19 protein-coding genes are annotated in these 18,923 nt (G+C 56.6%); 16 read left to right on the forward strand and 3 right to left on the reverse strand.

Annotated elements, in window-relative coordinates:
* Positions 1 to 34 precede the first annotated feature (34 nt).
* Positions 35 to 427: an aspartate 1-decarboxylase autocleavage activator PanM gene (gene panM, locus ACMVME_RS19395; RefSeq protein ID WP_020884545.1), complete on the reverse strand. Its 393-nt coding sequence runs from the start codon at positions 425 to 427 to the stop codon at positions 35 to 37.
* Positions 428 to 851: 424 nt separating this feature from the next.
* Between panM and livK the strand changes: the two genes are divergently transcribed.
* The 10 genes from livK to ugpQ all read left to right on the forward strand — a co-directional run bounded on the left by livK (position 852) and on the right by ugpQ (position 10,852).
* A complete protein-coding gene (gene livK / locus ACMVME_RS19400; RefSeq protein WP_020884546.1) occupies positions 852 to 1,961 on the forward strand; it encodes a high-affinity branched-chain amino acid ABC transporter substrate-binding protein LivK in 1,110 nt (369 codons plus the stop codon).
* A 46-nt stretch (positions 1,962 to 2,007) separates the two neighbouring features.
* Positions 2,008 to 2,934: a high-affinity branched-chain amino acid ABC transporter permease LivH gene (gene livH, locus ACMVME_RS19405; RefSeq protein ID WP_414743488.1), complete on the forward strand. Its 927-nt coding sequence runs from the start codon at positions 2,008 to 2,010 to the stop codon at positions 2,932 to 2,934.
* On the forward strand, positions 2,931 to 4,208 hold the full coding sequence (locus ACMVME_RS19410; RefSeq protein WP_068795405.1) for a high-affinity branched-chain amino acid ABC transporter permease LivM: 1,278 nt from the start codon (positions 2,931 to 2,933) through the stop codon (positions 4,206 to 4,208). Before livH ends, ACMVME_RS19410 begins: the two co-directional genes overlap by 4 nt.
* Positions 4,205 to 4,972: a high-affinity branched-chain amino acid ABC transporter ATP-binding protein LivG gene (livG, locus tag ACMVME_RS19415; protein WP_068795406.1), complete on the forward strand. Its 768-nt coding sequence runs from the start codon at positions 4,205 to 4,207 to the stop codon at positions 4,970 to 4,972. The genes ACMVME_RS19410 and livG overlap by 4 nt, the downstream gene beginning before the upstream one ends.
* A gap of 1 nt (position 4,973) precedes the next feature.
* Positions 4,974 to 5,687, forward strand: coding sequence for a high-affinity branched-chain amino acid ABC transporter ATP-binding protein LivF (gene livF, locus ACMVME_RS19420; RefSeq protein WP_020884549.1), 714 nt, complete (start codon positions 4,974 to 4,976; stop codon positions 5,685 to 5,687).
* 227 nt (positions 5,688 to 5,914) lie between these two features.
* Positions 5,915 to 7,231: a sn-glycerol-3-phosphate ABC transporter substrate-binding protein UgpB gene (gene ugpB / locus ACMVME_RS19425; protein WP_068795407.1), complete on the forward strand. Its 1,317-nt coding sequence runs from the start codon at positions 5,915 to 5,917 to the stop codon at positions 7,229 to 7,231.
* Between the two features lie 73 nt (positions 7,232 to 7,304).
* Positions 7,305 to 8,192: a sn-glycerol-3-phosphate ABC transporter permease UgpA gene (gene ugpA, locus ACMVME_RS19430; protein WP_014171998.1), complete on the forward strand. Its 888-nt coding sequence runs from the start codon at positions 7,305 to 7,307 to the stop codon at positions 8,190 to 8,192.
* Complete coding sequence (gene ugpE / locus ACMVME_RS19435; RefSeq protein WP_014171997.1) at positions 8,189 to 9,034, forward strand: sn-glycerol-3-phosphate ABC transporter permease UgpE; 846 nt, start codon at positions 8,189 to 8,191, stop codon at positions 9,032 to 9,034. The genes ugpA and ugpE overlap by 4 nt, the downstream gene beginning before the upstream one ends.
* Position 9,035: 1 nt before the next feature.
* Entirely contained in the window at positions 9,036 to 10,106 is a 1,071-nt protein-coding gene (locus ACMVME_RS19440) for a sn-glycerol-3-phosphate import ATP-binding protein UgpC (RefSeq protein WP_020884551.1), read from the forward strand.
* Positions 10,103 to 10,852, forward strand: coding sequence for a glycerophosphodiester phosphodiesterase (gene ugpQ, locus ACMVME_RS19445; protein WP_068795408.1), 750 nt, complete (start codon positions 10,103 to 10,105; stop codon positions 10,850 to 10,852). Before ACMVME_RS19440 ends, ugpQ begins: the two co-directional genes overlap by 4 nt.
* Here the strand turns inward: ugpQ and ACMVME_RS19450 are convergent.
* Positions 10,833 to 11,219, reverse strand: coding sequence for a DUF2756 family protein (locus ACMVME_RS19450; protein WP_020884553.1), 387 nt, complete (start codon positions 11,217 to 11,219; stop codon positions 10,833 to 10,835). The genes ugpQ and ACMVME_RS19450 overlap by 20 nt on opposite strands.
* A gap of 127 nt (positions 11,220 to 11,346) precedes the next feature.
* Between ACMVME_RS19450 and ggt the strand changes: the two genes are divergently transcribed.
* Positions 11,347 to 13,089, forward strand: coding sequence for a gamma-glutamyltransferase (gene ggt / locus ACMVME_RS19455; RefSeq protein ID WP_041162998.1), 1,743 nt, complete (start codon positions 11,347 to 11,349; stop codon positions 13,087 to 13,089).
* A gap of 39 nt (positions 13,090 to 13,128) precedes the next feature.
* On the opposite strand, the gene yhhY is transcribed toward ggt, so the two are convergent.
* On the reverse strand, positions 13,129 to 13,617 hold the full coding sequence (yhhY, locus tag ACMVME_RS19460) for an N-acetyltransferase (protein ID WP_014171992.1): 489 nt from the start codon (positions 13,615 to 13,617) through the stop codon (positions 13,129 to 13,131).
* Between the two features lie 308 nt (positions 13,618 to 13,925).
* On the opposite strand from yhhY, the gene ACMVME_RS19465 reads away from it, so the two are divergent.
* The 5 genes from ACMVME_RS19465 to gntU all read left to right on the forward strand — a co-directional run bounded on the left by ACMVME_RS19465 (position 13,926) and on the right by gntU (position 18,875).
* Positions 13,926 to 14,963: an oxidoreductase gene (locus ACMVME_RS19465; protein WP_068795409.1), complete on the forward strand. Its 1,038-nt coding sequence runs from the start codon at positions 13,926 to 13,928 to the stop codon at positions 14,961 to 14,963.
* 122 nt (positions 14,964 to 15,085) lie between these two features.
* Entirely contained in the window at positions 15,086 to 15,781 is a 696-nt protein-coding gene (locus ACMVME_RS19470; RefSeq protein ID WP_014171990.1) for a pirin family protein, read from the forward strand.
* A gap of 100 nt (positions 15,782 to 15,881) precedes the next feature.
* Positions 15,882 to 16,877, forward strand: a complete 996-nt coding sequence (gene gntR / locus ACMVME_RS19475) for a gluconate operon transcriptional repressor GntR (RefSeq protein ID WP_014171989.1) — start codon at positions 15,882 to 15,884, stop codon at positions 16,875 to 16,877.
* 126 nt (positions 16,878 to 17,003) lie between these two features.
* Positions 17,004 to 17,531, forward strand: a complete 528-nt coding sequence (gntK, locus tag ACMVME_RS19480; protein WP_020884556.1) for a gluconokinase — start codon at positions 17,004 to 17,006, stop codon at positions 17,529 to 17,531.
* A 3-nt stretch (positions 17,532 to 17,534) separates the two neighbouring features.
* A complete protein-coding gene (gene gntU, locus ACMVME_RS19485) occupies positions 17,535 to 18,875 on the forward strand; it encodes a gluconate transporter (protein WP_014171987.1) in 1,341 nt (446 codons plus the stop codon).
* Positions 18,876 to 18,923: the final 48 nt, after the last annotated feature.

Below are 18,923 nucleotides of genomic sequence, written 5' to 3' on the forward strand. Positions count from 1 at the left end.
GGGAGAGGGGCGGGGTGAGGGCATCAGGCGGCATTCAGCAAACCTGACGTTTCTCCCACCCGTTTTCCTGCGCCGTAAACCCTAACGCCTGCATAAACGCCGCCATCACGCCGCGGTCTTCCACGCCCACGTCGGCCATCCACCAGGAGGTAACGTTCGGGTTTTCACGGATTATTTCTTCAATTAAATACTGCCCCACACCGCGACGACGGGTCACGTCACGTACGCGCAGTGAGTCCAGCGCCCCTTCGGTGCCGCTCAGCGTCACGCGAACCGCGGCGAGCAGACGCTCGTTAAAGCGCGCGGCGTAGATGCGGTGTGTCTCATCGACACGGAGCGACGAAGGGGAATATTCCGGCCAGATCTTGCCCAGGTCGATATGATCCTGGTCGCTAAAGGTCACCAGACGCACGATAGTCAGTTTCATTAGCTGCTTGTCCAAATCAAATTGAGTAGGGGCAGTGTACTCAATTTATTCCCTCAGCGGCTTCCTCTTTTTATCCCGGCTCACCAGGTGATTAGTTTTTTGGCAGCGCGAAGGGCAGTTTGAAAACACATGGATCGAAAAATAAGCAGAATTTTAACCTGAATGGCAGTGAATTATTCGGCGCTTTGTACCGTTATTTTATGCTGCAAACTGCAATTTTATTTGTTTATCTCTGCCTTGTTTCAGAATATTATCTTTGCTTAATCGCCTGAAAAATAGAGATTTTAGTCTGGTTTTTATGAAAAAACTGCGCTAAACCATTAAAGGCGCTGGTAAAAATAGCGTTGTGCATTAAAAGTACAGAATGCTTTTTAACCATAATAAAACAAAATATATACACGACATCACGAATGGGGATTCAGAGATGAAAAGGAACGCGAAGACGTTAATCGCGGGGATGGTTGCATTGGCGATTTCGCATGCAGCCATGGCGGAAGATATTAAGGTTGCTGTAGTGGGTGCGATGTCCGGTCCTGTTGCCCAGTGGGGGGACATGGAGTTCAACGGTGCTCGCCAGGCAATCAAAGACATCAACGCCAAAGGCGGCATCAAAGGCGACAAGCTGGTTGGCGTGGAATATGACGACGCCTGCGATCCCAAACAGGCCGTCGCGGTTGCTAACAAAATCGTGAACGATGGTATTCAGTACGTGATTGGCCACCTGTGCTCGTCGTCCACCCAGCCTGCGTCGGACATCTACGAAGACGAAGGCATTCTGATGATTACCCCGGGCGCAACCAACCCTGAACTGACTCAGCGCGGTTATCAGCACATCATGCGTACTGCCGGTCTGGACTCGTCTCAGGGACCAACCGCCGCCCGATACATCCTCGATACCGTCAAGCCGACGCGCATCGCCATTATTCATGACAAACAGCAGTACGGCGAAGGCCTGGCGCGCTCCGTTCAGGACGGGCTGAAAAAAGGCGGCGCGAATATCGTCTTCTTTGATGGCATTACCGCTGGCGAGAAAGATTTCTCCGCGCTGATCGCCCGCCTGCAAAAAGAGAATATCGATTTTGTTTACTACGGCGGCTACTACCCGGAAATGGGTCAGATGCTGCGTCAGGCGCGTTCGGTCGGGCTGAAAACCCAGTTTATGGGGCCAGAAGGCGTCGGTAACGCCTCCCTGTCGAACATCGCCGGGGACGCAGGCGAAGGCATGCTGGTGACGATGCCAAAACGCTATGACCAGGATCCTGCGAACAAGGCTATCGTAGACGCGCTCAAGGCGCAGAAGAAAGATCCAAGTGGTCCGTACGTCTGGATCACCTACGCGGCGGTGCAGTCTCTGGCAACCGCGCTGGATCGCACCGGCAGCAAAGAACCGCTGGATCTGGTGAAAGATTTAAAAGCACACGGGGCGAACACCGTGATTGGGCCGCTGAACTGGGATGAGAAAGGCGATCTGAAGGGATTTGAGTTTGGTGTCTTTAAGTGGCACGCCGACGGTTCGTCCTCGGTCGCCAAATAATTATCCCACCGCCCGGACCGCCGGGCGGGTATAAAAAGGTTTGCATATGTCCGAGCAGTTTCTCTATTTCCTGCAGCAGATGTTTAACGGCGTCACGCTGGGAAGCACCTACGCGCTGATCGCCATCGGCTACACGATGGTTTACGGCATTATCGGCATGATTAACTTCGCCCACGGCGAGGTCTACATGATCGGTAGCTATGTCTCCTTTATGATTATCGCCGCCCTGATGATGATGGGTATCGACAGCAGCTGGCTGCTGGTCGCCGCCGGGTTTGTCGGCGCGATTGTGATTGCCAGCGCCTATGGCTGGAGCATTGAACGCGTGGCGTACCGGCCGGTGCGTAGCTCCAAACGCCTGATTGCGCTGATCTCCGCCATCGGGATGTCGATCTTCCTGCAAAACTACGTCAGCCTGACGGAAGGCTCGCGCGACGTGGCGCTGCCAAGCCTGTTCAACGGTCAGTGGGTGGTCGGTGCCAGCGAGAACTTCTCTGCCTCTATCACCACCATGCAGCTGGTGATCTGGGTGGTGACCTTCGTTGCAATGCTCGCCCTGACGGTCTTTATCCGCTACTCGCGTATGGGACGCGCCTGCCGTGCCTGCGCAGAAGATCTGAAGATGGCGAGCCTGCTTGGCATCAACACCGACCGCGTTATTGCCCTGACCTTTGTGATTGGGGCAGCGATGGCGGCGGTCGCGGGCGTCCTGCTGGGGCAGTTCTACGGCGTTATCAACCCGTACATCGGCTTTATGGCCGGGATGAAAGCTTTCACCGCGGCGGTCCTGGGCGGTATCGGCAGTATTCCTGGCGCGATGATTGGCGGCCTGATCCTGGGCGTGGCCGAAGCGCTCTCCTCCGTGTATCTGAGTACGGAATATAAAGATGTGGTGTCGTTTGCCCTGCTGATTCTGGTTCTGCTGGTAATGCCTACCGGTATTCTGGGTCGTCCGGAGGTAGAGAAAGTATGAAACCGATGCATTTCGCAATGGCGCTCCTCTCTGCCGCCATGTTCTTCGTGCTGGCAGGCGTCTTTATGGGCGTCCAGTTAGAGCTGGACGGCACAAAACTGGTGGTGGATACCGCCGCCGACATTCGCTGGCAGTGGATATTCATTGGCACCGCGGTCGTGTTTCTGTTCCAGATGCTGCGTCCTGTGTTCCAGAAGACGCTGAAAAGTGTCTCCGGTCCGAAATTCGTTCTGCCGGCTCTCGACGGCTCAACCGTTAAGCAGAAGCTGTTCTTCGTGGCGCTGCTGGTGGCTGCGGTGGCGTGGCCGTTTGTGGTTTCTCGCGGTACGGTCGATATCGCGACCCTGACCATGATCTACGTGATCCTCGGTCTGGGCCTGAACGTGGTGGTGGGGCTGTCTGGCCTGCTGGTGCTGGGCTACGGTGGTTTCTACGCCATCGGGGCCTATACCTTCGCGCTGCTGAACCACTATTACGGTCTCGGCTTCTGGACCTGTCTGCCGCTGGCGGGCCTGGTCTCCGCCGCCGCGGGCTTCCTGCTGGGCTTCCCGGTCTTACGCCTGCGCGGTGACTATCTGGCGATTGTGACCTTAGGCTTCGGCGAAATCGTGCGTATCCTGCTGCTCAACAACACCGAAGTGACCGGCGGCCCGAACGGGATCAGCCAGATCCCGAAACCGACCTTCTTTGGTCTGGAATTCAGCCGTACGGCTCGCGAAGGGGGCTGGGATACCTTCAGCAACTTCTTTGGCGTGAAGTACGATCCGTCCGACCGGGTGATTTGGCTCTACCTGGTGGCGCTGCTGCTGGTGGTGCTTACCCTGTTCGTGATTAACCGTCTGCTGCGTATGCCGCTGGGCCGTGCGTGGGAAGCGCTGCGTGAAGATGAAATCGCCTGCCGTTCACTGGGCCTCAACCCGACCCGCATCAAGCTGACCGCGTTTACCATCAGCGCCGCGTTTGCCGGATTTGCCGGTACGCTGTTTGCCGCGCGTCAGGGCTTTGTCAGCCCCGAATCGTTTACCTTTTCTGAATCTGCCTTTGTACTGGCGATTGTGGTGCTCGGCGGTATGGGCTCGCAGTTTGCCGTTATCCTGGCGGCCATTCTGCTGGTGGTCTCTCGTGAGCTGATGCGCGACTTTAACGAATACAGCATGCTGATGCTGGGTGGTTTGATGGTGCTGATGATGATCTGGCGTCCGCAGGGCTTGCTGCCGATGACCCGTCCACAGCTGAAGCTGAAAAACGGGCAAGCGAAAGGAGAGCAGGCATGAGCCAGCCATTATTATCCGTTAACGGCCTGATGATGCGTTTTGGCGGCCTGCTGGCCGTCAACAACGTGAATCTGGATCTGCACAAGAAAGAGATTGTCTCCCTGATTGGCCCTAACGGCGCGGGGAAAACCACGGTCTTTAACTGCCTGACCGGTTTCTACAAGCCGACGGGTGGCACCATCAAGCTGCGCGACCAGCATCTGGAAGGGCTTCCGGGCCAGCAGATTGCCCGCATGGGGGTGGTGCGTACCTTCCAGCACGTGCGTCTGTTCCGCGAGATGACGGTGATAGAGAACCTGCTGGTGGCGCAACACCTGCAGCTCAAAACCGGTCTTTTCTCTGGCCTGCTGAAAACCCCGGCCTTCCGCCGTGCTCAGGATGAAGCGCTCGACCGCGCCGCCACCTGGCTCGACCGTATCGGCCTGCTGCAGCATGCGAACCGTCAGGCCAGCAACCTGGCCTACGGTGACCAGCGTCGTCTGGAGATCGTGCGCTGCATGGTGACGCAGCCAGAAATCCTGATGCTCGATGAACCGGCGGCAGGGCTTAACCCGAAAGAGACTAAAGAGCTGGACGAGTTGATTGCCGAACTGCGCGATCATCACGACACCACCATCCTGCTGATTGAGCATGATATGAAGCTGGTGATGGGCATTTCTGACCGTATCTACGTGGTGAACCAGGGCACGCCGCTGGCAAACGGGACGCCGGAAGCGATCCGCAACAACCCGGACGTAATCCGTGCATACCTGGGTGAGGCATAAGATGGAAAAAGCGATGTTAACGTTCGACAAGGTTAATGCTCACTACGGCAAGATACAGGCGCTGCACGATGTCAGCCTGCATATCAATCAGGGCGAAATCGTCACCCTGATTGGCGCGAACGGTGCGGGTAAAACCACGCTGCTCGGCACCCTGTGCGGCGACCCGCGCGCCACCAGCGGGCGGATTGTCTTTGATGGCAAAGATATTACCGACTGGCAAACCGCCAGAATCATGCGTGAAGCGGTGGCGATTGTCCCGGAAGGGCGTCGCGTCTTCTCACGAATGACGGTGGAAGAGAACCTTGCGATGGGCGGCTTCTTTGCTGACCGCGACCAGTACCAGTCCCGCATCAAATGGGTCTATGAGCTGTTTCCGCGTTTGTGGGAGCGCCGTATTCAGCGGGCCGGCACGATGTCCGGTGGTGAACAGCAGATGCTGGCGATTGGCCGCGCGCTGATGAGCCAGCCGCGTTTGCTGCTGCTGGATGAACCGTCGCTCGGTCTTGCGCCGATCATCATTCAGCAGATCTTCGACACCATCGAACAGCTGCGTAAAGAGGGGATGACCATCTTCCTCGTCGAGCAGAACGCCAACCAGGCGCTGAAGCTCGCCGACCGCGGCTACGTGCTGGAAAACGGCCACGTGGTGCTCTCCGATACCGGCGACGCGCTGCTGGCAAACGAAGCGGTGCGAAGCGCCTATCTCGGCGGCTAGATAAAAGCAAAAGCAAAAAGGCAACGTCAGTTGCCTTTTTTCATGCAGGGCACCAGACCGCACCGAACTTACCCCAACCGCCTTCACACAACCATCATCCGCCTGACGTTTTGTTGTCATCTCACTGTAAAGAAACAGTTATTTTTCTGTCATTCGAGCATGTCATGTTACCTCGCGAGCATAAAAACGCGTGATATCGCGCATCCGGCACAATAAGAGAGATGACAATGACATCGTTACGACACACAGCTTTGGGTCTGGCAATGGGGCTGACTTTTGCGGCGAACGCAATGGCTGTCACCACCATTCCGTTCTGGCATTCCATGGAAGGGGAGTTGGGTAAAGAAGTTGACTCCCTGGCGCAGCGTTTCAACGACACCCATCCGGATTACAAAATTGTGCCGGTGTACAAAGGTAACTACGAGCAGAGCCTGAGCGCGGGCATTGCCGCTTTCCGTACCGGTAATGCACCTGCGCTGCTTCAGGTTTACGAAGTCGGTACTGCGACCATGATGGCCTCTAAAGCCATTAAACCGGTCTACGAAGTGTTTAAAGACGCAGATATCAACTTCGACGAATCGCAGTTCGTGCCGACCGTGGCGGGTTACTACACCGATTCCAAAACCGGTCATCTGTTGTCTCAGCCGTTTAACAGCTCCACGCCGGTGCTGTACTACAACAAAGACGCCTTCAGGAAAGCCGGTTTAGATCCGGAACAACCGCCAAAAACCTGGCAGGATCTGGCGGCGTACACCGCTAAGCTGAAAGCGGCGGGGATGAAGTGCGGCTACGCCAGCGGCTGGCAGGGCTGGATCCAGATTGAAAACTTCAGCGCCTGGCACGGCCTGCCGGTGGCCACCAAAAACAACGGCTTCGACGGCACCGACGCGGTACTGGAGTTCAACAAGCCAGAGCAGGTGAAGCACATCGCTCTGCTTGCCGATCTCAACAAGAAGGGCGATTTCAGCTACTTCGGGCGTAAAGACGAATCCACCGAGAAGTTCTACAACGGTGACTGCGCGATTACGACCGCCTCTTCCGGCTCTCTGGCGGATATCCGTCATTACGCAAAATTCAACTACGGCGTAGGCATGATGCCTTACGACGCTGACGTGAAAGGCGCACCGCAGAACGCCATCATCGGTGGGGCGAGCCTGTGGGTCATGCAGGGCAAAGACAAGGGCACCTACAAGGGCGTGGCCGAGTTCCTCGACTTCCTGGCGAAGCCAGAGAATGCCGCCGAATGGCATCAGAAAACCGGCTACCTGCCTATCACCACGGCTGCGTATGACCTGACCCGCGAGCAGGGCTTCTACAGCAAAAACCCGGGCGCGGATATCGCGACGCGTCAGATGCTCAACAAGCCGCCATTGCCGTTCACCAAAGGCCTGCGTCTGGGGAACATGCCGCAGATCCGTACCATCGTAGATGAAGAGCTGGAAAGCGTGTGGACCGGGAAGAAAACCCCACAGCAGGCGCTGGATTCTGCGGTAGAGCGCGGTAATCAGCTGCTGCGCCGCTTTGAGCAATCAACAAAGTCTTAATCATTTTACCCTCATCCTGTCCCTCTCCCTGTGGGAAGGGCTGGGATGAGGGCTACCTACGCTGAGCTAAACTATGTCCTCATCCCGTCCGGTGTTCCGTTCGCGCTGGCTGCCGTATTTGCTGGTCGCGCCGCAGCTGGTCATCACCGTTATCTTCTTTATCTGGCCTGCGGGCGAGGCGCTCTGGTACTCGGTACAAAGCGTCGATCCGTTTGGGCTTTCCAGCCAGTTTGTCGGGCTGGATAACTTTACCGCGCTGTTCCACGACAGCTATTACCTCGACGCCTTCTGGACGACCATGAAGTTCAGCGCGCTGGTCACTGTCAGCGGTCTTGTCGCATCGCTCTTTTTCGCGGCGCTGGTGGATTACGTGGTGCGCGGCAGCCGTCTGTATCAGACGCTGATGCTGCTACCTTACGCCGTGGCACCTGCCGTCGCCGCCGTGCTGTGGATCTTCCTGTTTAACCCAGGGCGCGGGCTGATTACCCATTTCCTGGCAGAGTTCGGCTACGACTGGAACCACGCCCAGAACAGCGGTCAGGCGATGTTCCTGGTGGTCTTCGCGTCGGTGTGGAAACAGATCAGCTACAACTTCCTGTTCTTCTTTGCTGCGCTGCAGTCTATTCCGCGCTCGCTGGTTGAAGCCGCGGCGATTGATGGTGCAGGGCCGGTCCGTCGTTTCTTTAGGCTGTCGCTGCCGCTGATTGCCCCAGTGAGTTTCTTCCTGCTGGTGGTCAACCTGGTTTACGCCTTCTTCGACACCTTCCCGGTGATCGACGCCGCTACGGCCGGTGGCCCGGTACAGGCCACGACGACGCTTATCTATAAGATCTATCGCGAAGGCTTTGCCGGTCTGGATCTCTCGGCATCCGCCGCCCAGTCGGTCGTGCTGATGTTCCTCGTCATCCTTCTCACGGTAGTGCAGTTCCGTTATGTCGAAAGTAAGGTGCGCTACCAATGATCGAGAACCGTCGCGGGCTGACGATGTTCAGCCACACCATGCTGATTTTGGGCATCATCGTTATTCTGTTCCCGCTGTACGTGGCCTTCGTTGCCGCCACGCTGGACACCAAAGCGGTGTTTGATACGCCGATGACGTTGATCCCAGGCGGGCATCTTTTCGAAAACATGAAAACCATCTGGACCCAGGGCGTGGGCGCTAACAGCGCGCCATTCTGGCTGATGATGCTGAACAGCTTCATCATGGCGTTCGGTATTACGGTGGGCAAAATCACGGTGTCGATGCTCTCGGCTTTCGCCATCGTCTGGTTCCGCTTTCCCCTGCGTAACCTGTTCTTCTGGATGATCTTCATCACCCTGATGCTGCCGGTCGAAGTGCGCATCTTCCCGACGGTGGAAGTGATCGCCAACCTGAAGATGCTGGACAGCTACGCAGGTTTAACCCTGCCGCTGATGGCCTCGGCCACCGCCACCTTCCTGTTCCGCCAGTTCTTTATGACCCTGCCGGACGAGCTGATTGAGGCCGCGCGTATTGACGGAGCCTCGCCGATGCGCTTCTTCCGTGACATCGTGCTGCCGCTGTCGAAAACCAACCTTGCGGCGCTGTTTGTCATCACCTTTATCTACGGCTGGAACCAGTATCTGTGGCCGCTGCTGATTATTCAGGACGTCAATCTTGGCACCGCCGTGGCGGGCATCAAAGGCATGATCGCCACCGGTGAAGGCACCACGCTCTGGAATCAGGTGATGGCGGCGATGCTGCTCACCCTTATCCCCCCGGTCGTTATCGTTTTAGCCATGCAGCGTGCGTTCGTGCGTGGTTTAGTGGACAGTGAGAAATAAGATGGCAGGTTTAAAATTACAGGCAGTGACCAAAAGCTGGGACAACAAAACCCAGGTCATTCAGCCGTTAACGCTCGACGTGGCGGACGGGGAATTTATCGTGATGGTTGGCCCGTCAGGCTGCGGAAAATCGACGCTGCTGCGCATGGTTGCCGGGCTTGAACGTGTGACCAGCGGCGATATCTGGATCGATCGCCAGCGCGTGACCGAGATGGAGCCGAAGGACCGGGGCATCGCGATGGTGTTTCAGAACTACGCCCTTTATCCGCACATGAGCGTGGAAGAGAACATGGCCTGGGGGCTGAAAATCCGCGGGATGGGCAAAAGCCATATCGATGAGCGCGTGAAAGAGGCGGCGCGTATTCTGGAGCTGGATGGCCTGCTCAAGCGTCGTCCGCGTGAACTGTCCGGCGGACAGCGCCAGCGCGTGGCGATGGGGCGCGCCATTGTGCGTGACCCTGCGGTGTTCCTGTTCGACGAGCCGCTCTCAAACCTTGATGCCAAGCTGCGCGTGCAGATGCGCCTTGAGCTGCAGCAGCTGCACCGTCGTCTGAAAACCACCTCCCTGTATGTGACGCACGATCAGGTGGAAGCGATGACCCTCGCCCAGCGCGTGATGGTGATGAACAAAGGCGTCGCCGAACAGATTGGCACCCCGGTGGAGGTATACGAGAAACCGGCCTCCCGCTTTGTGGCGAGCTTTATTGGCAGTCCGGCGATGAACCTGCTGGAAGGGCGGATCAGCAGCGCCGGTACGCACTTTGAGCTGGAAAGTGGGATGGCGCTGCCCGTAAACGGGTACTATCGTGGCTATGCCGGGCGTAAGATGACGCTTGGTATCCGCCCGGAACATATTGGGTTAACCTCACAGGCGGAAGGCGGCGTGCCGCTGGTCATGGACACGCTGGAGATGCTGGGGGCTGACAACCTGGCGCACGGACGTTGGGGTGAACAAAAAATGGTGGTGCGTCTGGCCCATCAGGAGCGCCCTAAAGCAGGCAGCACGCTGTGGCTGCATCTGCCGGAAAATCACCTGCACGTATTCGACGGTGAAACAGGACAACGTATATGAGTAACTGGCCTTATCCCCACATCGTCGCCCACCGGGGCGGCGGTAAACTGGCGCCGGAAAACACGCTGGCGGCTATCGATATGGGCGCGCATTACGGTCACACGATGATCGAGTTCGATGCCAAGCTATCGAAAGACGGCGAGATTTTCCTTCTGCATGATGACAACCTCGAACGCACCAGCAATGGCTGGGGCGTGGCGGGAGACCTGCCGTGGCGCGATCTGCTGAACGTCGACGCCGGAAGCTGGTACAGCAGCGAGTTCAAAGGCGAGCCGCTGCCGCTGCTGGCGGAAGTGGCCGACCGCTGTCGCCTGCACGGCATGATGGCCAATATCGAAATCAAACCAACCACCGGCACCGGGCCGCTCACAGGTAAAGTCATTGCGCTGGCCGCGCGTGAGCTGTGGGAGGGCATGACGCCACCCCTGCTGTCGTCGTTTGACATTGATGCCCTGGAGGCGGCGCAGGCGTCCGTTCCGGCGTTGCCGCGCGGACTGCTGCTCGACACGTGGCGTGATGACTGGCGTGAGCTGACCAGCCGTTTAGGGTGTGTGTCGATTCACCTGAACCACGCGCTGCTGGATGAGGCACGGGTAAAAATGTTGAAAGCGGCGGGGCTGCATATCCTGGTCTATACCGTCAACAAACCCCAGCGTGCGGCGGAGCTGCTGCGCTGGGGGGTGGACAGTATCTGTACCGATGCGATTGACGTGATCGGCCCGAACTTTAGTTCTGCGAAGAATTAAGCATCCCGCCATTCGACGGTGACTGAGACGGCAGCATATGCTGCTGTCCGCTGCCCGACGAGGTCATTCCGCCCAGCATCCCGCCGTTTGGGTTAGGCAGCGGCTGCTCACGCACCTGACCCTGCTGTATGCGCTGGGTGTTGGTGTTCATCTGGTTTTGCAGGCTTTGCTGCTGCATCTGGGTCTGCGTTTTCAACTGCTGGTTTAGCATCCCTTTCTGCTGTTGCTGCTGGCTCATCATCTCCGTTTGCATACGCTGCTGGCTTGGAATGACGTAGCCCTGCTGGTTCGGGTTGTTCATCGTATTGAGTGGCTGTGCGAGCGCGGCAAACGGAAGCAGCGCCGTAAGAATCAGTAAGCGTTTCATTGTCATCTCCCTTCTTTTGAGGCTTCTCTTAAGTTTACCCTGATTTCACCATGACGATGATTTTTTAGGAGTTGTGAACCAGGCTTAAGCGGGGAATATGGCCCTCTTCACCTGGAGAACAATAATGATGAAACCAACGTTTTTGCGCTGGATAGCGATCGCCGCGCTGATGGCAGGCGGCACATTTAGCGTGGCGGCCAACCCGCCAGCGGCTCCGCCAGTTTCGTACGGCGTGGAGGAAGATGTTTTTCATCCCGTGCGGGCAACGCAGGGTATGGTGGCGTCGGTGGATGCGCTGGCAACGAAAGTGGGCGTCGATATTCTCCGGCAGGGCGGTAATGCGGTGGATGCGGCAGTCGCGGTGGGCTATGCGCTGGCGGTGACGCATCCGCAGGCGGGGAACCTGGGCGGCGGCGGCTTTATGATGCTGCGGACCAAAGACGGCAAAACCACCGCCATCGACTTCCGTGAGATGGCCCCAGGACAGGCTTCCCGTGATATGTTCCTTGACGATCAAGGCAACCCGGACAGCAAAAAATCCCTGACCTCGCATCTCGCCTCCGGTACGCCGGGCACCGTCGCAGGCTTCTCCCTGGCGCTGGAAAAATATGGCACCCTGCCGCTCAACAAAGTGGTACAGCCTGCGATTAAGCTCGCCCGCGAAGGTTTTGTGGTGAATGACGCCCTGGCTGACGATCTTAAAACCTATGGCAGCGAAGTGATTCCGACTCACGAAAACAGCAAGGCTATCTTCTGGAAAGACGGTGAACCGCTGAAGAAGGGCGATAAGCTGGTGCAGAAGAACCTGGCAAAAAGTCTGGAGCTGATTGCGGAGCACGGCCCGGATGCGTTCTACAAAGGGGCGATTGCCGACCAGATTGCCGAAGAGATGCAAAAGAACGGTGGGCTTATCACCAAAGCGGATCTCGCGGAGTACAAGGCCGTCGAGCGTGAGCCGATTCACGGAAGCTATCGCGGCTATGACGTTTTCTCGATGCCACCTCCGTCTTCCGGCGGCATTCACATCGTGCAGATCCTCAACATTCTTGAAAACTTCGATATGCACAAGTTCGGCTTCGGCAGTGCGGATGCCATGCAGGTGATGGCAGAGGCGGAAAAACGCGCCTACGCCGACCGTTCAGAATACCTGGGCGACCCGGACTTCGTGAAGGTGCCGTGGCAGGCGCTGACCAATAAAGCCTATGCCAAATCGATTGCTGATGAGATTGACATCAACAAGGCCAAACCGTCGAGCGAGATCCGCCCGGGCAAGCTGGCACCGTATGAGAGCAACCAGACCACCCACTTCTCGGTGGTGGATAAAGACGGTAACGCGGTGGCGGTGACCTATACCCTCAACACCACCTTTGGTACAGGCATCGTGGCAGGCAACAGCGGGATTCTGCTCAATAACGAGATGGATGACTTCTCGGCCAAACCGGGCGTGCCGAACGTCTACGGACTGGTAGGCGGGGATGCGAATGCGGTCGGGCCGAAGAAGCGTCCGCTGTCGTCCATGTCGCCTACCATCGTGGTCAAAGACGGTAAAACCTGGCTGGTGACAGGCAGCCCTGGCGGCAGCCGTATTATCACCACGGTGCTGCAGATGGTGGTGAACAGCATTGACTTTGGAATGAATGTCGCCGAAGCGACGAACGCACCGCGTTTCCACCATCAGTGGCTGCCGGACGAGCTGCGTGTTGAGAAGGGCTTTAGCCCGGACACCTTAAAACTGCTGGAGCAGCGCGGACAGAAGGTGGCGCTGAAAGAGGCAATGGGCAGCACCCAGAGCATTATGGTCGGCCCGGACGGCACGCTGTTTGGGGCCTCGGATCCGCGTTCGGTGGATGATTTGACGGCGGGGTTCTGATTTTATTGCCCGGTAAGCGTCGCGCTACCGGGCAATTTATCACTTCAGCCGCGCCATGTAATACGCGTCCACATAGTCGCCGTTACGCAGGGCGAAGTTCCTGCCGGTCCCTTCGATTTCAAACCCAAACTTCTTATACAGCGCCAGTGCCGCAGGGTTATCCGCAAAAACCGTGAGCTCAATGCGTTCAATGCGCAACCAGTTGTCGCAGAGATTGACCATTTCGCGCATGAGCGCACGACCCACACCGCGTCCCTGTACATCAGCGGCCACGCTAATGCCGAACGTTGCAACGTGGCTGCGGCGGGGATTTTCCATCACATCGAGTGCCATATGGCCAACCACTCGCTGGTCAAGACAGGCGACGAGATGCCGTCTTCCCGGTTTCGTCGCGACCCGGTCATGCCACATATCCATTGAGGGATGGGGAAGTTGTAGCGTGTCGTGATACACCCCAGGATGCGACATAATGTCACGTAACGCTTCTGCATCGCGGGCTTCGATATGGCGTATCACAATCTCACTCATTCCTTCATCCTCAGTCAGTTAAACGTCCATTCCAACATCAGTGAGATTAAAATTTGAGTCAACTGCTAATTTTTGCAAAAAAGATTGGACAAGTGCGAATGAGAATGATTATTATTGCTCTGCGTTCAGGAAGACCCCTACGGGAACCTGAAAGCACGACATTGCTCACATTGCTTCCAGTATTACTTTAGCCAGCTTTTCGCTGGCTTTTTTTTGTCTTTTTTCGCCCGCTCCCCGTGGAAGAGGGCTGGGGTAAGGGCAAAACTTGCGCTATGGTTGCACTCAGTAACCTTAAAAAGGACTGAGCCATGACATTACATTGCGCATTTATTGGATTTGGCAAAAGCACCACGCGTTACCACCTTCCGTATGTTCTCAACCGCAAAGACAGCTGGCACGTTGCCCATATCTACCGGCGTCGCGCGAAGCCGGAAGAGCAGTCTCCCCAGTACTCCCATATTCATTTCACCAGCGATCTTGATGAGGTCCTCAACGATCCGCAGGTCAAGCTGGTGATTGTCTGTACCCACGCTGACAGCCATTTCGAGTACGCAAAACGCGCGCTGGAGGCGGGCAAAAACGTGCTGGTGGAAAAGCCGTTTACCCCGACAATGGCAGAGGCGAAAACGTTGTTTGACCTGGCGAAGCGCAAAGGGCTGACCGTCACGCCGTACCAAAACCGCCGCTTTGACAGCTGCTTCCTGACGGTAAAAAAAGTGATTGAGAGCGGTAAACTGGGTGACATCGTCGAGATTGAAAGCCACTTTGATTACTACCGCCCGGTGGCCGAAACGCATCCCGGCCTGCCGCAGGATGGCTCATTCTATGGTCTGGGCGTGCATACGCTCGATCAAATCATCTCTCTGTTTGGCCGACCGGACCACATGGCGTACGACATCCGCAGCCTGCGCAACAAAGCCAATCCGGATGACACCTTCGAAGCCCAGCTGTTTTACGGCGACCTGAAAGCCATCGTCAAAACCAGCCATCTGGTGAAAATTGACTACCCGAAATTTATTGTGCATGGCACCAGAGGCTCGTTTATCAAGTACGGTATCGACCAGCAGGAGACCAGCCTGAAGGCGAACATTATGCCCGGCGACCCGGGGTTTGCGGCGGATGACTCCGTGGGCGTGCTGGAGTACGTCAACGCAGAGGGCATCACCGTTAAAGAGGACGTGAAACCCGAAGCGGGTGACTATGGCCGCGTTTATGATGCGCTGTATGAGACCCTGACTATCGGTGCGCCCAATTACGTCAAGGAATCTGAAGTTATGACCAATCTCGAACTCCTTGAACGGGCCTTCGAACAGGCCTCTCCTGCCACGATAACCCTCGCCAGATAAGAAAACATGACTCCTCTTTGCTTGTTCTAAATTTTTGAACAGAGGAGTCAATTTTCACCCTCTATGATCCCAGGCCGTTTGCGTCCACACTTACTCCATCGAAACGAACTGAGGGTGAAACAATGATCTACTTACGCAAAGCAAACGAACGTGGTCACGCGAATCATGGCTGGCTGGACTCATGGCATTCATTCTCGTTTGCTGACTACTACGACCCGAACTTTATGGGCTTCTCCGCACTGCGCGTCATTAACGATGACGTGATTGATGCAGGCCAGGGCTTCGGTACTCACCCGCACAAAGACATGGAAATCCTGACGTATGTGCTGGAAGGGGCGGTTGAGCACCAGGACAGCATGGGCAACAAAGAGCAGGTTCCGGCGGGCGAGTTCCAGATTATGAGTGCGGGTACCGGGGTGCGTCACTCTGAATACAACCCAAGCAAAACGGAAAAACTGCACCTGTATCAAATCTGGATCATTCCGGAAGAAACCGGCATCACCCCGCGCTACGAACAGCGCCGCTTTGATGCTAAACAGGGCAAACAGCTGGTGCTCTCTCCGGATGCGCGTGACGGTTCGCTGAAAGTGCACCAGGATATGGAACTGTACCGCTGGGCGCTGGCAAAAGACGAACAGTCTGTCCATCAGATTGCCGCTAACCGCCGCGTCTGGATCCAGGTGGTGAAAGGCGAGGTGTCTATTAACGGCACGAAAGCCACCACGGCGGATGGTCTGGCAATCTGGGATGAGCAGGCACTGTCCGTGCATGCCGACAGTGAAAGCGAAATTCTGCTGTTTGATCTGCCACCGGTGTAATAAATCATAAATAAATGCCCATCCTTCCCTTTGACAGGGGAAGGATGGGCTTTGTCCGTGATAAACTGAGCAAATCTATCACTTACGATTTCTCAGGACGATGAAAAAGAAACGCCCCGTACTTCAGGATGTAGCCGATCGCGTCGGTGTGACCAAAATGACGGTCAGCCGGTTTTTACGTAACCCGGAACAGGTTTCCGTGGCGTTGCGTGGCAAGATTGCCGCTGCCCTCGATGAACTGGGGTATATCCCTAACCGCGCCCCCGATATTCTTTCGAATGCGACCAGCCGCGCGGTTGGCGTCCTCCTGCCTTCCTTAACCAACCAGGTTTTTGCCGAAGTGTTGCGCGGCATTGAAAGCGTGACCGATGCCTTTGGCTATCAGACCATGCTCGCCCACTATGGGTACAAGCCGGAACTGGAAGAAGAACGTCTTGAGTCCATGCTCTCCTGGAACATCGACGGTCTGATTTTAACCGAACGTACTCACACCCCCCGTACGCTAAAAATGATTGAAGTGGCAGGCATTCCGGTGGTGGAGCTGATGGACAGCCAGTCGCCGTGTCTCGATATTGCGGTGGGCTTTGATAACTTCGAAGCGGCGCGCCAGATGACGGCGGCCATCATCGCCCGCGGCCATCGGCATATTGCCTACCTGGGTGCACGTCTGGATGAACGTACTATCATCAAACAGAAGGGATACGAGCAGGCAATGCTCGACGCCGGTTTAACACCGTACAGCGTGATGGTTGAGCAGTCGTCATCCTATACGTCGGGTATTGAGCTGATGCGTCAGGCACGACGCGAGTATCCGCAACTGGACGGTATTTTCTGTACCAACGATGACCTTGCGGTCGGTGCAGCGTTCGAATGCCAGCGTCTGGGGCTGAAGATCCCCGAAGACATGGCGATTGCCGGTTTCCACGGCCACGACATCGGCCAGGTGATGGAACCCCGTCTGGCGAGCGTCCTGACACCGCGTGAACGTATGGGCCGTATTGGCGCAGAACGCCTGCTGGCGCGCATACGTGGCGAGACGGTGACGCCGAAAATGTTAGATTTAGGTTTCACCTTGTCACCGGGTGGATCTATTTAAGCTGACAAATTTGAAGTGGGTCACACTTATTCACTTCGCGCACGTTTGGATATTGCTTCTCTTTTGCCCCGGCAGGACAATGTTACCGATAACTGTTACCCGTAACAATTGACTGAGGGACACCCTTTGAGCACGACTAATCATGATCACCACGTTTACGTCCTGATGGGCGTTTCCGGTAGCGGTAAATCTGCCGTGGCCAGCGAAGTGGCGCATCAACTTCATGCGGCGTTTCTTGATGGCGACTTCCTCCATCCGCGCAGCAATATCATGAAAATGGCCTCCGGCGAGCCGCTGAACGATGACGACCGCAAACCGTGGTTGCAGGCGCTGAATGACGCCGCGTTCGCGATGCAGCGTACCAACAAGGTCTCCCTGATCGTCTGCTCCGCGCTGAAAAAAACCTACCGCGACCTGCTGCGTGACGGCAACCCGAACCTCTCTTTCATCTACCTGAAAGGCGATTTCGAGGTGATTGAGAGCCGTCTGAAGGCGCGTAAAGGCCACTTCTTCAAAACCCAGATGCTGGTGACGCAGTTCGAAGCGTTGCAGGAGCCGGGTGACGATGAGAAAGACGTCTTAGTGGTTGATATCGATCAGTCACTGGAGGGTGTTGTTGCCAGCACCATCGAGGTCATTAATAAAAGGCAGTAAGTTTTGAGTACATTAACGCTAGTTTTAACAGCAGTTGGTTCCGTATTGCTGCTGCTGTTTTTAGTGATGAAAGCGCGTATGCATGCTTTCGTTGCCTTAATGGTGGTGTCTATTGGTGCAGGTCTCTTTTCCGGTATGCCGCTCGATAAGATCGCAGCGACGATGGAAAAAGGGATGGGAGGCACGCTGGGTTTCCTGGCCATTGTGGTCGCGCTGGGCGCGATGTTTGGCAAGATCCTGCATGAGACGGGCGCAGTCGACCAGATTGCCGTCAAAATGCTCAAATCCTTCGGACACAGCCGTGCGCACTACGCGATTGGCCTCGCCGGTCTGATTTGTGCGCTGCCGCTGTTCTTCGAAGTGGCCGTGGTGCTGCTGATTAGCGTGGCGTTCTCGATGGCGCGCCATACCGGCACTAACCTCGTGAAGCTGGTGATTCCGCTGTTTGCGGGCGTGGCGGCTGCGGCGGCGTTCCTGCTGCCTGGGCCTGCGCCGATGCTGCTGGCTTCTCAGATGCACGCCGATTTTGGCTGGATGATACTGATCGGCCTGTGTGCAGCGATCCCGGGAATGATTATTGCCGGCCCGCTGTGGGGCAACTTCATCAGCCGTTACGTTGAGCTTCACATTCCGGATGACGTCACCGAGCCGCACCTTGGCGAAGGCAAAATGCCGTCCTTCGGCTTCAGCCTGGCGCTGATCCTGCTGCCGCTGGTGCTGGTGGGGCTGAAAACCATCGCCGCGCGTTTCGTGCCGGTAGGGTCTACCGCGTACGAATGGTTTGAGTTTATCGGCCACCCGTTCACCGCGATCCTGGTGGCGTGTCTGGTGGCGATGTACGGCCTGGCGATGCGCCAGGGCATGCCGAAAGACAAAGTGATGGAAATCTGCGGCCATGCGCTGCAGCCGGCGGGTATCATTCTGCTGGTGATCGGTGCCGGCGGCGTGTTCAAACAGGTGCTGGTGGATTCCGGCGTGGGTCCGGCGCTGGGCGAAGCCCTGACCGGCATGGGGTTGCCCATTGCAGTGACCTGTTTCGTACTGGCTGCGGCGGTGCGTATCATCCAGGGCTCTGCGACGGTGGCATGTTTAACCGCCGTGGGTCTGGTGATGCCGGTGATTGAACAGCTTAACTACTCCGGTGCCCAGATGGCCGCGCTCTCAATCTGTATTGCGGGCGGTTCGATTGTGGTGTCACACGTCAACGACGCCGGCTTCTGGCTGTTCGGTAAATTTACCGGTGCGACCGAAGCGCAAACCCTGAAAACCTGGACGCTGATGGAAACCATCCTCGGCACGACGGGTGCCATTGTCGGGATGATTGCGTTTACGCTGCTGAGTTAAACCCGGCTAAAAGCAAAAGGACAACGTGAGTTGTCCTTTTTTGTTTTT

This window comes from Enterobacter cloacae complex sp. 2024EL-00711 (assembly GCF_047529885.1).
Taxonomy (GTDB): domain Bacteria; phylum Pseudomonadota; class Gammaproteobacteria; order Enterobacterales; family Enterobacteriaceae; genus Enterobacter; species Enterobacter ludwigii.

Bases quoted from the DNA above. Each gene is read 5' to 3' on its own strand.
- panM (WP_020884545.1), bottom strand. From the start codon at position 427: ATGAAACTGACTATCGTGCGTCTGGTGACCTTTAGCGACCAGGATCAT.
- livK (WP_020884546.1), top strand. From the start codon at position 852: ATGAAAAGGAACGCGAAGACGTTAATCGCGGGGATGGTTGCATTGGCG.
- livH (WP_414743488.1), top strand. From the start codon at position 2,008: ATGTCCGAGCAGTTTCTCTATTTCCTGCAGCAGATGTTTAACGGCGTC.
- ACMVME_RS19410 (WP_068795405.1), top strand. From the start codon at position 2,931: ATGAAACCGATGCATTTCGCAATGGCGCTCCTCTCTGCCGCCATGTTC.
- livG (WP_068795406.1), top strand. From the start codon at position 4,205: ATGAGCCAGCCATTATTATCCGTTAACGGCCTGATGATGCGTTTTGGC.
- livF (WP_020884549.1), top strand. From the start codon at position 4,974: ATGGAAAAAGCGATGTTAACGTTCGACAAGGTTAATGCTCACTACGGC.
- ugpB (WP_068795407.1), top strand. From the start codon at position 5,915: ATGACATCGTTACGACACACAGCTTTGGGTCTGGCAATGGGGCTGACT.
- ugpA (WP_014171998.1), top strand. From the start codon at position 7,305: ATGTCCTCATCCCGTCCGGTGTTCCGTTCGCGCTGGCTGCCGTATTTG.
- ugpE (WP_014171997.1), top strand. From the start codon at position 8,189: ATGATCGAGAACCGTCGCGGGCTGACGATGTTCAGCCACACCATGCTG.
- ACMVME_RS19440 (WP_020884551.1), top strand. From the start codon at position 9,036: ATGGCAGGTTTAAAATTACAGGCAGTGACCAAAAGCTGGGACAACAAA.
- ugpQ (WP_068795408.1), top strand. From the start codon at position 10,103: ATGAGTAACTGGCCTTATCCCCACATCGTCGCCCACCGGGGCGGCGGT.
- ACMVME_RS19450 (WP_020884553.1), bottom strand. From the start codon at position 11,219: ATGAAACGCTTACTGATTCTTACGGCGCTGCTTCCGTTTGCCGCGCTC.
- ggt (WP_041162998.1), top strand. From the start codon at position 11,347: ATGAAACCAACGTTTTTGCGCTGGATAGCGATCGCCGCGCTGATGGCA.
- yhhY (WP_014171992.1), bottom strand. From the start codon at position 13,617: ATGAGTGAGATTGTGATACGCCATATCGAAGCCCGCGATGCAGAAGCG.
- ACMVME_RS19465 (WP_068795409.1), top strand. From the start codon at position 13,926: ATGACATTACATTGCGCATTTATTGGATTTGGCAAAAGCACCACGCGT.
- ACMVME_RS19470 (WP_014171990.1), top strand. From the start codon at position 15,086: ATGATCTACTTACGCAAAGCAAACGAACGTGGTCACGCGAATCATGGC.
- gntR (WP_014171989.1), top strand. From the start codon at position 15,882: ATGAAAAAGAAACGCCCCGTACTTCAGGATGTAGCCGATCGCGTCGGT.